This window comes from Mycobacterium sp. HM-7, from assembly GCF_053852335.1.
Genome location: NZ_CM132657.1, coordinates 2,990,204 through 3,004,281, shown reverse-complemented (window position 1 = coordinate 3,004,281; position 14,078 = coordinate 2,990,204). Strand labels below are relative to the sequence as shown.

13 protein-coding genes are annotated in these 14,078 nt (G+C 65.7%); 7 read left to right on the top strand and 6 right to left on the bottom strand.

Annotation, left to right across the window (positions count from 1 at the left end):
- Positions 1-47: 47 nt before the first annotated feature.
- Positions 48-1,151: a hypothetical protein gene (locus tag ACWW1C_RS14510; RefSeq protein WP_455984073.1), complete on the bottom strand. Its 1,104-nt coding sequence runs from the start codon at positions 1,149-1,151 to the stop codon at positions 48-50.
- Positions 1,152-1,262: 111 nt separating this feature from the next.
- Here ACWW1C_RS14510 and ACWW1C_RS14505 point away from each other — a divergent pair, with 111 nt between their 5' ends.
- The 3 genes from ACWW1C_RS14505 to ACWW1C_RS14495 all read left to right on the top strand — a co-directional run bounded on the left by ACWW1C_RS14505 (position 1,263) and on the right by ACWW1C_RS14495 (position 3,880).
- Positions 1,263-1,571 (top strand): hypothetical protein, encoded by a 309-nt coding sequence (locus ACWW1C_RS14505; RefSeq protein ID WP_455984072.1) that lies wholly within the window; start codon positions 1,263-1,265, stop codon positions 1,569-1,571.
- A gap of 389 nt (positions 1,572-1,960) precedes the next feature.
- Complete coding sequence (gene tpx, locus ACWW1C_RS14500) at positions 1,961-2,455, top strand: thiol peroxidase (RefSeq protein ID WP_455984071.1); 495 nt, start codon at positions 1,961-1,963, stop codon at positions 2,453-2,455.
- Between the two features lie 78 nt (positions 2,456-2,533).
- Complete coding sequence (locus tag ACWW1C_RS14495; RefSeq protein WP_455984070.1) at positions 2,534-3,880, top strand: sensor histidine kinase; 1,347 nt, start codon at positions 2,534-2,536, stop codon at positions 3,878-3,880.
- Between the two features lies 1 nt (position 3,881).
- Here ACWW1C_RS14495 and ACWW1C_RS14490 read toward each other — a convergent pair whose 3' ends face one another.
- Both ACWW1C_RS14490 and ACWW1C_RS14485 read right to left on the bottom strand, forming a co-directional pair.
- Entirely contained in the window at positions 3,882-4,151 is a 270-nt protein-coding gene (locus ACWW1C_RS14490; RefSeq protein ID WP_455984069.1) for a hypothetical protein, read from the bottom strand.
- 130 nt (positions 4,152-4,281) lie between these two features.
- A complete protein-coding gene (locus ACWW1C_RS14485) occupies positions 4,282-4,614 on the bottom strand; it encodes a hypothetical protein (protein WP_455984068.1) in 333 nt (110 codons plus the stop codon).
- 180 nt (positions 4,615-4,794) lie between these two features.
- On the opposite strand from ACWW1C_RS14485, the gene ACWW1C_RS14480 reads away from it, so the two are divergent.
- Positions 4,795-5,655, top strand: coding sequence for a hypothetical protein (locus ACWW1C_RS14480; protein ID WP_455984067.1), 861 nt, complete (start codon positions 4,795-4,797; stop codon positions 5,653-5,655).
- On the opposite strand, the gene aceA is transcribed toward ACWW1C_RS14480, so the two are convergent.
- The 3 genes from aceA to ACWW1C_RS14465 form a co-directional block, all read right to left on the bottom strand.
- Positions 5,652-7,928, bottom strand: a complete 2,277-nt coding sequence (aceA, locus tag ACWW1C_RS14475) for an isocitrate lyase ICL2 (protein WP_455984066.1) — start codon at positions 7,926-7,928, stop codon at positions 5,652-5,654. The genes ACWW1C_RS14480 and aceA overlap by 4 nt on opposite strands.
- 74 nt (positions 7,929-8,002) lie before the next feature.
- A complete protein-coding gene (locus ACWW1C_RS14470; protein WP_455984065.1) occupies positions 8,003-8,398 on the bottom strand; it encodes a tautomerase family protein in 396 nt (131 codons plus the stop codon).
- Positions 8,399-8,426: 28 nt separating this feature from the next.
- The gene (locus tag ACWW1C_RS14465) at positions 8,427-9,806 is read right to left on the bottom strand and encodes a glutaminyl-peptide cyclotransferase (protein ID WP_455984064.1); all 1,380 of its coding nucleotides are present in this window, start codon (positions 9,804-9,806) and stop codon (positions 8,427-8,429) included.
- 191 nt (positions 9,807-9,997) lie between these two features.
- Here ACWW1C_RS14465 and sigJ point away from each other — a divergent pair, with 191 nt between their 5' ends.
- The 3 genes from sigJ to ACWW1C_RS14450 all read left to right on the top strand — a co-directional run bounded on the left by sigJ (position 9,998) and on the right by ACWW1C_RS14450 (position 14,060).
- Positions 9,998-10,876 (top strand): RNA polymerase sigma factor SigJ, encoded by an 879-nt coding sequence (gene sigJ, locus ACWW1C_RS14460; RefSeq protein ID WP_455984063.1) that lies wholly within the window; start codon positions 9,998-10,000, stop codon positions 10,874-10,876.
- Positions 10,877-10,891: 15 nt separating this feature from the next.
- Positions 10,892-11,365: an SRPBCC family protein gene (locus ACWW1C_RS14455; RefSeq protein ID WP_455984062.1), complete on the top strand. Its 474-nt coding sequence runs from the start codon at positions 10,892-10,894 to the stop codon at positions 11,363-11,365.
- A gap of 136 nt (positions 11,366-11,501) precedes the next feature.
- Positions 11,502-14,060, top strand: coding sequence for a DEAD/DEAH box helicase (locus ACWW1C_RS14450; protein WP_455984061.1), 2,559 nt, complete (start codon positions 11,502-11,504; stop codon positions 14,058-14,060).
- Positions 14,061-14,078: the final 18 nt, after the last annotated feature.

Here is a 14,078-nt window from a genome sequence, read left to right as displayed (position 1 = left end):
GCTTCTCGAAAAGTCTGACTTCAATCAGTCTTTCACTGAGATTGACGCTACTTGCGGGTTTGCTTGAGCGCCTCGATTGCCTTTTCCAGGACGGGTAAGACCTGCTCGGGCGGAATGCCAACCGTACCGTCGGCGTTGGTTGTGGTCCCCGGTTCAGAGAATGCTCGTTTTCCGAGCGTGGCGATGATGTCTTGTTGCACCTCAGTTGGAAGCGGTTCTACATAGGCTTTTACAGAATCAATCTGAGCGACCAGCAGTTTCATGTGTTGCGCCATCTTGCGATGCTGGGCGGAGATGCGACCGCTGTACGTTGCGAGGGCAAACATGGGTAGGCCGATGAGTGCCTTCATGAGCACGCCGGTAGTTGTCGAAGGTGTGCCAAGGATGTGGCCACCAAGAACAATCGCGATCAGCGGCAAAACGATGCCGAGCGCTACGAATGCCATGACAAGCCTGTTCCAGTTCGTCGCGCTGGTCGTTTCCTCCGTGGCACGGGCCTCGAAAGTCTGTGCTAGGCGCTCTTTTCCGCCCTCACCCGCCGCTTGCTTCAAGTTCGCAACTGCCGTTTCGGCCTGACGTTCAAGGCCGCTGATTCGGCGTTCGTGCTGGTATGCGCTTAGAACGTTTTGCGCACGGGGGGGAAGGCCAATCCGGAAGCCGGCCAGCTTGGCTCGGAGTTGAAGGTCATCGAGAACACTGGGAATGATTGAATCGACCCATGCCTGGAGGAGTGGAACCAAACCGTGCAGAGTTGGTCCGGCCTCGTTAGGTCGATGGTTGAGTTCGACTGACGCGTTGTTGACCGCGTCGCGTAGGTAGTCTAGGTCGTAAGCGCGCACGAATAGCGATAACTCGACAAGCGAATTTCGGCGCGAATTGTGCAACTCAATTTTTGATGTCAGAAGTTCAAGGATTGTCGTTGTGAGATTATCTGCATGTATCAGTCTGTCGCGCGCATCCAGGGAGATTTCGCCCCTGACACGAGCTTTCGACATGTTTTGGCTGAACTCACCAAGCGCGGTCAAACAAGCTGCCGCGCTTTTCTGGTTCTCCTGTATTTGTCCAGGGCTAATCAGCAGGATCTGGAGCGGTTCGCCGGTCTCGTCGAGTTCTGCCGCATCGCTAGGCACGGGCGGACCATCGTTTGGCATCGATCAACCTTCCAGCCAGCGGCATTGGTCCCCCTCAACGCACTTATTCTTGATTTCCGTTACGAGGACGAAGATTAGCAAGGCGCGGGGAATCGACTAGAATACGAACGTATGTTCGAAGAATGGGTCAGTCAGCCCGGTGTCGAGATTTGTCGCCGCGTGGATCGGCCCGTGCAGGTGTTCGGTACCGGGTTGTGGTGCCGACCAGGGCTGTCGAGTCTGTCGCTGGCTCCGGGCGATGTTCGCGCGCACGGGCTGACCATCGGCGCATTCCATCCGGGCCAACAGGTAGCGTGGGTGCGCACATCGTCGGGTGGCTGGCTGGCCGTCGTGCAGGTGGATCTATCGACAGCCGACGGCTGCAACACCGTCGGTACTGTGCTGTGGTTGCAGCCTCACCAGTTACGCCTACCGAGATAGGTGGAACCGTTCGCCGCCGATCAACGTCTATGTAGGTGTGCGCGATCTAGACACGATTGACCGAGAGTTGTCCCTGCTGGCGTTCATCCGCAGGTGCGGCTATGTGGGCACGCCGAAGGCGATGAACCGGCTGTTGGACGAAAGACTGGCATCTGACCGGGTATTGCAGGACACTGATTCGTGAAATCTGTTGCATACCAATCACCTTCAATCAATGGTTAGATGATTCGCGGCAGAGTGCCATAGGGTTTGGCGGGATAGGACACGCCCGGACCGACCAAGCGCGCGACACGTGAGCAGATTGTTTGCTGACTGTAGGTTATAACGACCCACAACGTTCGCCGGTACCTACCGAGAATACCCAGTGAGCACACTGTTTAATGGTTCCTATGGCACAGATAACCCTGCGTGGAAACCCCATCAACACCGTCGGCGACCTGCCCGCTGTCGGGTCGGCGGCTCCGGCGTTCGCCCTGACCGGCGTCGACCTCGGTGCGGTCACCAACGACCAGTTCAGCGGTAAGCCCGTGGTGCTCAACATCTTTCCGTCGATCGACACCCCGGTGTGTGCCACCAGCGTGCGGACCTTCAACGAGCGGGCGGCGGCCGACGGCGCCACTGTCGTGAACGTGTCGAAGGATCTGCCGTTCGCCCAGAAGCGTTTCTGCGGTTCCGAGGGCATCGAGAACGTCTCCACCGCGTCGGCGTTCCGGGACGGCTTCGGCGAGGACTACGGCGTCACCATCTCCGACGGCCCCATGGCCGGCCTGCTCGCCCGCGCCATCGTGGTGATCGGCGCTGACGGCAACGTCGCGTACACCGAACTGGTGCCCGAGATCGCCCAGGAACCGGACTACGACGCGGCCCTGGCTGCCGCCAAGTAACACCGGCTCTTCGACGGACGGGGTGTGTGCCAGGGGCACGCACCCCGTCCGTGTTTTCGCATCGGGCATGATGACTTGGTGCAGTTGCGATTACCGATACCGGCTTTGTCGTTGCGAGCCATCGTCGTTGTCGCCGCGTTATCGGTGGTCGCGACGGTGCTGATCATCGGAACCTGGGTGTGGATCGGTGTCACCAACGACCAATACAGCCAGCTCGACCGCCGGCTGGACTCGCTGAGCAGCCTGCCGGACGTCAATACGTTGCTGAGCATCGCCAGGCAGAGCCCGACCGGCACGCCACAATCCGAGGGCTCACTGGTGCAGACCGTCCGCATCGGTGCCGCCACGGTCTCGATGCCGGCGGATATCGTGCTGCCGCAGTTCGACGCCGGCTATGCCAACACCACGATCAATGGAGTCGAATACCGCGTCCGCACCGTCACCACGGGATCGGCGTCCATCGCCCTCGGCGCACCGCTGGCCGAGGCGCAACGTCAGATCCGCACGCTGCACATCCGCATTCTGGCCATCTGCAGCGGCGTCATCCTCGGCACGTTCCTGGTCGGCGGCTCGATGTGGTTCGTGATGATCAACCCGTTCCGGAAGCTCGCTCAACAGGCCCGGCAGATCAACGCGCAGTCGAAGCCCGAAGAGGTCCACGTGCGTGGTGTCTCGGAGGCGGTGGAGATCGCCGAGGCTGTCGAGGGCATGCTGGCGCGCATCGGCGAGGAGCAGGAACGGACCAAGGCCGCGCTGGAGTCCGCCCGCGACTTCGCGTCGGTGGCGTCGCACGAATTGCGGACGCCGTTGACCGCGATGCGTACCAACCTCGAGGTGCTGTCCACGCTGGACCTCGAGGCGGAGCAGCGTGCCGAAGTGATCGGTGACGTCATGCGTACCCAGACCCGCATCGAGGCGACCCTGACGGCGCTGGAACGCCTCGCTCAGGGCGAGCTGACCACGGCCGACGATCTGGTGCCCGTCGACATCACCGAGCTGCTCGACCGGGCGGCCCACGACGCGGTGCGGGTGTACCCCGACCTCAACGTCGCCCTCGTGCCGTCGCCGACGGTGCTGATGCTGGGGCTGCCCGTCGGGCTCCGGCTGGTCGTCGACAATGCGATCGCCAACGCGGTCAAGCACGGTGGCGCGACCCGGGTGCAGCTGTCAGCGGTCAGCTCGCACGACGGGGTGCAGATCGCCATCGACGACAACGGCACCGGCGTACCGGAACACGAACGTGACGCGGTGTTCCATCGATTCGCACGTGGGTCCACCGCGTCACATTCGGGTTCCGGCCTGGGCCTCGCGTTGGTTGCGCAGCAGGCTGAACTGCACGGTGGCACAGCGTCTTTGGCGCAGAGTCCACTCGGCGGCGCCCGGCTTTTGCTGGAGCTGCCGGCACCGCGTCCGCACGCGGACTGAGTCAGATGCAGGCGGCGAAGATGCAGAATCCGCCGTCGGGTTCCCAGCCGCCGTTCCAGGTTCCGGGCGGGTTCCAGCCCCATGCCGGAGGCGGTGGCGGCGGCGGACCCCAGCCCGGTCCCGGACCGTTCCAGCCGGGGCCGTGGCCCCAGCGGGCCGGGACCGGAGCCATACCGGCGTCGGCACCGGCAGTACCGGCGCCGAGTCCCACGGCTCCGGCAGCGACGCCGCCGGCGATGGCCAGACCAACAATGAGCTTTATCGATTTCATAGCTATCCCATTCCTCGACTCAGGTGAACGCCGCGGAAGTTGCGACGGTCACTGTTTCTCGGTCTGTAGCCATTCTCGTTAGCCAAGCTATGTATGGCCTGTGCCCGTCTTAGGGATCGGCTTTCGGTCCTCAGATGCAGGTGCCGAACAAACACACACCGCCGTCCGGCTCCCAGCCGCCGTTCCAGGTGCCGGGCGGATTTCCATCAGGTGGTGGTGGCGGTCCCCACTCACGTGGGGGTGGCCCCCAGTTGTGGTCGCGTGGCGGCGGTCCCCAGTTGTGGTCGGGTGGCGGCGGCCCCCAGCCAGGGCCGGGCGGGGGCGGCGGCGGACCCCAGTCGGAAGGCAGCGGGGCGGTGCCGATTCCGGGGTCTGCGGTGGCGACGCCGGCACCCAGCGTCACGAGGCCGGCGCCGAGGCTGCCGGCGATCGCCAACCCGGCAATCATCTTGGTGGGTTTCATGATCGATCGTCTCCGTTCGTGGCGGACTGTCCGACCATGGAACGGCAGTAGCTTGTGGATCAGCTATGCCTGACGTAAGTGCCAGGTCTCGGTTTGGCGTCGTGCCGCTCCCTACAATTGGCCTCCCTACAATTGGCCGATGCCCGCCAATCCTCGGTTCGCCCGTTCCGGAGCCGCACAATGCTGATCGGCGTCATCGCGGCGTTGGTCGCCTGCTTCAGCTACGGCACCGCGTCGGTTCTGCAGTCCCACGCCGCACGTCGGGGCGGCGAAGTTGCCGTCACCGCCCCGACGTTCCGCTCGACGGTGACGGCGATGCTGGCGCCGCTGTTCCTCGCCGGCATGCTCCTGGACGGGCTGGGATTCCTCGGCAGTCTGGTGTCGGCGCGGCTGATCCCGTTGTTCCTGTCGCAGACGATCATGAGCGCCAATCTCGCGGTGACCGCCGTCTTGAGTGTGCTGGTGCTGGGGGTGCGCCTGCGCGCGCGGGACTGGGCCGCGATCGCGATAGTCCTTACGGCACTGTGTGTTCTGGGTTTCAGTGCCGGTGAACTCGGCACCGAGGTGCCGGGGCGGCACATGCACTGGAGCGTGCTGGTGGCCTCGGTGCTCATCTTCGTCTTCGGCGTCGTGCTCGTCCGGGTGCTCGGCAAGAAGGCCGCGGTTCCGGCCGGGTTGATCGCCGGCATCCTGTACGGCGCCATGGCCGTCGCGGTCCGGATCACTCACGGCCTTGACCCGTTTCAGTGGCACGCACTGATCTCCGACCCGGCGGCGTGGGCGGTACTGGTCGCCGGCGGCGGTGGCTTCTACCTGTTCACCGTCGCACTGCAGATCGGGTCGGTGAACGGCGTGGCCGCCGCACTCGTCATGGGCGAGACGGTGATTCCCGGCATCGTCGGCGTCCTGCTCCTCGGCGACGTGGCCAAACCGGGACTCGGGTGGCTGGTGGGGGTCGCCTTCGCCACCGCGGTCGCCGGTGCGGTGGCGATCGCGATCTTCGGCGCGGCAGAGGAGGAACCGGCGGCGGTCCCGGTCTAGTCCTCCTTGCGGATCAGGCGGCCCAGCGCTTCGCGGTCCGGTGCCAGCAGCTCGTCGATGCGCGGCTGGTTCACGTCGGCGACGATGATCTCGCCGACCTCCTGGTAAACGTTGCTGAACAGGCCGTGCGACTTCATCTTCTCGGTCTGGTAGATGTTGTCCTCGGTGGGCGTCACGTAGTAGACGATCTCCGACTTGAACCGGTGGATCAGCCACACGTGGATCAGGTCCATCAGGCGCTTCTGCCGCAGCTTCTCGGCGAAGGTGTTCTGGTCGCGCACCGTCAGGATGTTGCGGCCGTGCCGGTCCTTGATCGGGTCGACCACGACGTTGGCCAGCGGCTCGTCGCCGCTGCCGTAGATGCCCAGATCCAGGACGTCCGAACCGGCGCGGCGGGGACGCAGCTGCACGTGCAGCTTCTCGCCGATCTGGTAGTGGTCGCTCCACATGGCCAGCCACTCTTCGAGCAGCTTCTTGGGCACCTCGGTCTGGACCAGGTGCTGGTGCTGGGTGGAGCCGGCGCCCATCGCCTTGGTCGTCGCCGTCCGGCCCGACGACGCGGCCAGCGCGGCATCGCTGCGCGGCCCGCCGACGAGCGTCTGCGGTGTGCGGTAAGGAGATTCGACGAGACGCATCTTGCGTTGCAGCCGGGCCAGTGCCAGCATGCCTTCCTGCCGCAGCGACGTCGCGAACTCCTCGCACGCCACACCGTCGACCTGGTGGCCGCCATAGGTGATGAAGTTGAAGACAAAGCCCATCTTGCCGAGTTCTTCTGGGAATGCCCGCATTTCGTCATCGGTCATGCCGGTGGTGTCCCAGTTGAACGACGGCGACAGGTTGTAGGCCATCATCTGGTTCGGGAATTCGGCGTGGATGGCTTCGGCGAATTCGCGGGCCTCGGCCAGATCGGCGGTCTTGGTCTCCATCCACAGAATGTCCGCGAATGGCGCGGCCGCAAGGGATTTCGCGATGGCGTACGGAATGCCGCCGCGCACCTGGTAGTAACCCTCGGGGGTCTTGGCCAGCTCACTGTCCCAGGCCACGTCGGCACCCAGTTCGCGGGCCTTCTCCCGGGCGGCGTACAGCGAGGCGCGCGCGGCGAACGTGCGCCACTCATCGGGGCTCATGGCCGCGGCTTCACCTTCCTTGGCCCGGAACTGCAGCACTTCGGCGACGGCCTCGCAGTACGTGTTCAGGCCCGAATCTGCTTGCCAGGCCTCGACGAATTTCGACTCGACCTTGTCGAAAACCGAGTCGACGGCCTGCCCGGAATTCGGGTCCCACGCCGCGGCCGCATCGTCGATGAGGGCCGCGATGCCGTGGCTGTCCAGCCAGGCGTCCGCGGTGTCGTACTGGCCCTGGGGCAGCGCGTAGAGCAGGTGTCCGCGCAGATCCGTGACGCCCTTGTCGTGGAACCGGCGCACCATGGCCAGGAAACACGACTTGTACGACGGGATCTTGAGATTGGTGGCGCCTAGCAGGAACGGTTGGTCGCGCTCGTCGGCGGCGCTGTCGATGAGGTTGGCGGCCTCGGCGTCGGTGCGCGCGACGATGATTCCCGGTACCCCCATCATGTCCAGCTGGAAGCGTGCGGTGTTGAGCCGCTTGAGCTGTTCATCAGAAGGGACCAGCACCTTGCCACCCTGGTGGCCGCACTTCTTGGTGCCGGGCCGCTGGTCCTCGATGTGGTAACCGGGCACGCCGGATTCGACGAAACGGCGAATCAGGTTGCGCACGTGGGCATCTCCACCATGGCCGGTGTCCGCATCGGCGATGATGAACGGCCGATAGTCGATGGCGGGGGTGGTCGCCCGCTGTTCCTCGGTCATCTGCAGGCGCAGGTACTGCTGGTTGCGATCGGCGGTCAGCAGGGCGCGCACCAGGCCGGCGGCTTCGTCGGGCACCTGGCTCAGCGGGTAGCTGGCCAGGTCGGGGCCGGGGTCCTCGCTGATGGAGCCCTTGGCCGAAGTGGCCCAGCCGCCCAGGTAGATGCCTTCGATGCCGATCCGCTTCATCACCACGGCCTGGCCGGGGGAGTACGGCCCGAACGTCGTGATGCTCTTCTTCTGCGCGAACAGTTCGCGCAGTCTCGGATAGAAGGCTTCGGCGGCCTGCCTGGCCACCGGATAATCGGCCGGGATCGTGCCGCGCTGTTCGACTACCTGGCGGGCGGTGTACAGCCGCGTGATGCCGTCGAAACGGGGGCTGTCGAAATACTCCTGCACGGCGGCGACGTTCTGCTCGAATGACGTCGCAACTGCTTCGAGAGTCATGGACTGCTCCTTGCTGAGCTTGTTTCCGATGAGCTCTCCGAGCCTATCGCCGCGGGGCGGTCGGGAATACGCGATCAGACATTCACATCGAACCCGAGGTCGACGTCGGCGGCCGCCTGCCCGCCCCGGACACCCCAGTTCTCCAGTGCGCTCTCGCGGAGCAGGATCGTGATGTGATCGGCCGGAATGTCGAACGCGCCGAGTCGGTTGACGATCTCCAGGTAGAGCGCGCGCTTGGCGTCCACCGACCGGCCGGCGAAACAGTCGATCGTCACCAGGGTGTAGCGCTCCGGGTACGCGAGGTGCGGCGCGTGCGAAAACCGGTGGGGTTCATGGACCACCAGCCGGACGTGCTTGTCGCCGACCGGGATCTGGAACGCGGCGACCAATGCGCCGTGGACGGCATCGATGATGGCGACCTCGTCGGACCGGCCGTACTGGCGTCGGACCTCGATCAGTGAACTCGGCATGCCGGTGATCGTCACACCCGACGGGCCGTCACCGCACCTGAATTTCCGCAGCGGTGGCCGGCTCGAACCGCACGCGGTAGACCGTCGGCCAGTACTTGCCCGTGACGAGGAACTGTCCGTTGCCGTTCGCCCCGCCGAGATGGGCGATGCCGTTGAGCACCCCGACCTCACCGGGCCAGCCGGCCGCGCGGAGGCCGGTGGCGTACACGACGGCCGTGACAACACCGGTGGCGGCATCGATCTCGATGATCTGATCGGTGGGGAACACGTTCGCCCGGATCCGGTTCCCGGCGCAGTCGAGGCTGTTGAGCCCCGATACCTGAATTCCGTTGTAGGTCACCGCCATGGTGCCGGTTTCGCCCATGTCTTCGAGACGATGGATGCGCAGGACGGCGGAACCGTCACTGCGGATCAGCCGGTCGCCGGCCCGGCACAAGCCCCAGCCCTGACCATCGAGCGGGACCTCGCGCAGCATGCTCAGCGTGGCCTTGTCCCACTCGATGGCGACGCCGTTCTCGTAGGTCAACTGCCACAGGTGTGCACCGGCGTCGGCGATGCCCTCGCCGAAATAGGTCGGGGGCAGTGGCACGGCGCGGCGCACCTGCCCGGTGCCGGCGTCGAGCTCGCGCAGCTCGGACTTCCCCTCGAGGCCCGTGCTCTCGTAGAGCGTCCCACCGTCGACGAACATGCCTTCGGTGAAGGCGACGGGGTCGTGGTCGAACTGTTCGAGGACCACCGGGCGGAGCGTGGCGACCGGATCGGCAGCGGCGGTGGAAATTCCCGCCACCACGACCAGCAGCGAGCCGACGGCCGTCAGCGTCACCGCGGTGATCGCGGCGGTGTGTACCTGCACCCAGTGGCGCATCCGCTCCAGGCCCGTCTCGGCGTATCGCGAGGCCACCAGGTGCGCGAGGATCGGCGCGGCAGTGGTGGATCCGGCCATCACGACGAAAAAGCCGACCGCGCCGGCCTTTTCGGCCGGTACCGTCAGCAGGGCATCGATGGCAACGCCGCCGGCGATGCACGCCAGGATGAACTTCGGGTTGGCGACGGCGAACACCAGCCCGGTGACACCCGTGACCAGTGGCGACGCCGACTGCAGCCGGGTGAGCCAGCCCGTCGCCTGCGCGTAGTGCTTGCGCCGCAGCCACGTGGCGACGCCCAGCACGATCAGCGCGATGCCGATGCCCAGCTGCAGGCGTGAACTGGTGGCAGCGGCGTGCGACTGACCGACCGGTGAGACCAGCACCACCGCGCCGATGACCGCGGTCATCCCGGCCAGCCACCCGAACAGGTAGGTCAGACCGGCGCTGCGGGGCCGGTCCGAGTACAGCAGAAGCAGTACCGGCGGCAGGACCGCCATCGGGGACAGCGCCACGATCAGCGCGTCGGGGATCAACCACGTCACACCAGCCATCCTGACATCAGCGATCCCAGTGCCCGCCCGCCGCACATGTCCGGTCTGTCAGTGGACCCGAGCCGGCTGCTGCTTTGGGGGTGCCTCTCGTTGATGCGTGACCGGCGTCACACTTGACGGTGTCACGATCCGACTGGCGCGTGGTGTCTATATAGCAGGGCCGCGATTTGAGGGGGAGCGAGGTGACTGCTGCCGACGCCACATTCATCGAACATCGGTCGCTGCTGTTCACCATCGCCTACGAGATTGCCGGAACCGTCGTCGACGCCGAGGACATACTGCAGGAGGCCTACCTACGTTGGATCGATGTCGATCAGTCCACAGTCCTGAACCCGCGCAACTATCTCGCCCAAATCGTTGCCCGCCAAGCGCTCAACCGCCTTCGTTCATCACAGCGCCGCCGCGAATGCTACGTCGGCAATTGGTTGCCCGAGCCGGTCTCGACGGGCCGCGGTATCGACGTCGATCTGGACCTCGCCGATTCGGTGTCCGTCGCGATGATGGTCGTGCTCGAATCCCTTACCCCGGACGAGCGGGCAGTGTTCGTACTGCACGAGGTTTTCGGGTTCGCACTGACCGAAATCGCCGCGTTCACCGGTAAGTCGGAGGCGGCGGTTCGGCAAATCGCCCGTAGATCCCGATCCCACGTCCAGGCGCGCCGCCGCCGTTTCGAAGCACATCCCGATCGGGCTGACGAGGTGGTCGCACGGTTTCTGGGCTCCGCGCGCTCCGGTGATCTGCAATCGCTGATGGACTTGCTGGCCCCGGACGTCGTCCAACTGTCGGACGGTGGCGGCAGGGTGGTGGCCGCGCGGCGGCCCGTGACGGGCGTCCGGGCCGTGGCTCAGTTCTGCATCGGTGTCGCGGGTAAGGCGCCGCGCTTGCGCGTGCAGCTCACCCGGTGCAACGAAATGCCGGCTGTGGCGTGCTGGGACGGAGAAACCGCCTACCAAGTAGTGCTTTTCGATATCGCAGACGGGCTCATCCACGGCATATATGCGGTACGGAACCCGGAGAAGCTGACCAACATCGGCCGAGTATTCAACCTGTCGCGCTCATAGAGGGAGACCATGACAATGGAGACGATCACCGTGCAGCGCCGCATCGCGGCTGCGTCGGAGGCAGTATTCGATTGGTGCGCCGACAGCGCCAACTACGAGGCAACCGTGTGGGTCCTCAGCGACAAACTGATCTGTCCCGGGCAGGACGCGCCGTATGGGCGCGGTGCGCTCCGGGTTCACACGTGGCTGATCGGGCGGTTCCATGAACGGATTACCGCATACGAGCCGCCGCACTCGTTCGAATACGTTGTCGATCAAAGCTTTCCCCCGTCGAACCATGACGGCGGGTCTATGACGTTCGAGGTCGACGATGCAGGCCATACCGTGGTCACATGGACCACGCGTGTGCAGATGGCGGTTCCGTTCGCCGCCGGCGCAGCGACTCGGCTCATCGTAAAGCCCGTTCTCCAACACGTGTTTCGACGCATCCTAGCGGCGTGCGCGCGCGACCTCGAAACGCTGCCCGCTGCTTCGGGTACCCGCGACTGAGCATCGAAACCATGACCGCATCGTTGGGCAGCGAGTTCCGCAGCAGCCGCCGCGTTGACGCCGTCGCGGCAACCGATCTGGACGGTGACCAGCCCAGTCGGCGATAGCTGCCGCGCGTCAGGCAGGCTTATCCCCGATGCCAGTCCTACCGTCCCGCCCGAATTCTTCGGGGTCGCTACTTCGCGACCCCGCCGACCTGACCGCTCTGCGCGCCACGGGCGACGACGCCGACGAACTGCTGGCGTCGTTCGCTGCGTGGGCCGACGCGTCGGGCACCGCGCTGTACCCCGCACAGGAAGAGGCGCTGATCGAGCTGGTCAGCGGCGCCAACGTGGTGCTCGCGACGCCGACGGGCTCCGGCAAATCGCTGGTGGCCACCGGCGGGGTGTACTTCGCCCTTGCCGCGAACCGGCGCAGCTACTACACCGCGCCGATCAAGGCCCTGGTCAGCGAGAAGTTCTTCGCTCTGTGCGACGTCTTCGGCGCCGCCAACGTCGGCATGCTCACGGGCGACGCAGCGGTCAACGCCGGGGCGCCGATCATCGCGTGCACGGCCGAGATTCTCGCGAACATCGCGCTGCGCGAGGGTGCCGATGCGGACATCGGGCTCGTGGTGATGGACGAGTTCCACTTCTACGGCGACCCGGACCGCGGCTGGGCCTGGCAGGTGCCGCTCCTGGAACTGCCCAAGGCCCAGTTCCTGTTGATGTCGGCGACGCTCGGCGACGTGACGGTGTTGCGCGAGGATCTCACCCGCCGCACCAACCGGCAGACGGCGCTGGTGGCCGGAGCCGAGCGGCCGGTGCCGCTGTTCTACAGCTATGCCACGACCGCGATGCACGAAACCATCGCCGATCTGTTGCAGACCAAGCAGTCACCGATCTACGTCGTGCACTTCACCCAGGCTGCCGCGCTCGAGCGGGCGCAGGCGCTGATGAGCGTCAACGTCTGCACCAAGGAGGAGAAGGCGGCCATCGCCGACCACATCGGCGGTTTCCGCTTCACCACGGCGTTCGGTTCGACGCTGTCGCGGCTGGTCCGGCACGGCATCGGCGTGCACCACGCCGGCATGCTGCCCAAGTATCGACGTCTGGTGGAGCAGTTGGCCCAGGCCGGGTTGCTGAAGGTCATCTGCGGCACCGACACCCTGGGGGTCGGCATCAACGTGCCGATCCGCACCGTCGTCTTCTCGGCGCTGTCGAAGTACGACGGCACCCGTACCCGCCTGCTCAATGCCCGCGAGTTCCATCAGATCGCCGGTCGTGCCGGGCGGGCCGGCTACGACACCGCGGGCACCGTCGTCGTGCAGGCCCCCGAGCACGAGGTCGAGAACCTCAAACAGTTCGCCAAAGTCGCCGACGACCCCAAGAAGCGCCGAAAGCTAGTGCGCCGCAAGGCTCCCGAAGGCATGGTGCCGTGGGGTGAGAACACCATGGCCCGGCTCGTCGACGCCACGCCCGAAGCGCTCACGAGCAACATGCGCGTGTCCACGGCGATGATCCTCGACGTCGTCGACCGGCCGGGCGATCCGTGCCTGGCCATGCGCCGGCTGCTGGGCGACAATCACGAGCCGCGCAAGCGGCAGCTACGGCACATCCGTGAAGCGGTCGGTATCGCGCGCTCGCTGCTGCAGGCCGGGGTGCTGGAACGCCTCGCCGAACCTGAGCCCGACGGGAGGCGCTACCGGCTGACGGTCGACCTGCCGCCGGATTTCGCCCTGAACCAGCCACTGTCGACGTTCGCGCTGGCCGCGGTCGAACTGCTCGATCCGGCATCGGAAACCTTTGCGCTGGATGTGGTTTCGGTGATCGAGGCGACGCTGGAGGATCCGCGCCAGATCCTGGCGGCCCAGCTGAAGAAGGCCCGGGGTGAGGCCGTCGCCGCGATGAAGGCCGAAGGTATCGAATACGACGAACGCATCGAACTCCTCGACGACATCACCTACCCGCGCCCGCTCGATGAACTGCTGACGCACTGCTTCGAGGTGTACTGCCGAAGCAACCCGTGGGCCGCTGACGGGCACCCGGCGCCGAAGTCCGTCGTGCGCGAGATGTGGGAGCGGGGCCTCACGTTCAAGGAGTACGTCAGTGCCTACGGCTTGACCAGAACCGAGGGTGCGGTACTGCGCTACCTGTCCGACGCCTTCAAGGCGCTGCGGTCCGGGGTGCCGGCCGCCGCTCGTACCGATGAGCTCACCGACATCGTCGAGTGGCTGGGCGAGCTTGTCCGCCAGGTTGATTCGAGCCTGCTCGATGAATGGGAGCAGTTGACGAGCGCCGATCAGGTCGACGAGGTGGCGGTCATGGCGCCGGTGCGGCCGCTGACCGGCAACGAGCGGGCCTTCACCGCGATGGTCCGCAACGCGCTGTTCCGGCGGGTGGAGCTGTGGGCCCGGCGCCGCTGGGACGATCTCGGGTCACTCGACTCCGGATCGGGTTGGACGGCGCCGCGTTGGGAGGCGGTGGGGGAGCAGTACTTCGCCGAGCACGCGGACATCGGCACCGGGGCCGACGCGCGCGGACCCGCCATGTTGATCTTCGACCGGGCTCCGGGGGTGTGGCGTGTCCGGCAGATCTTCGACGACCCGGCCCACGACCATGACTGGGGCATCGACGTGGAGGTCGACCTGGCCGCGTCCGACGAGGACGGCGCACCGGTCATCCGGGTCGTCGATGCGGGCCTTTTCGGTAGCTGAGCGCCGTTCTCGGGCACA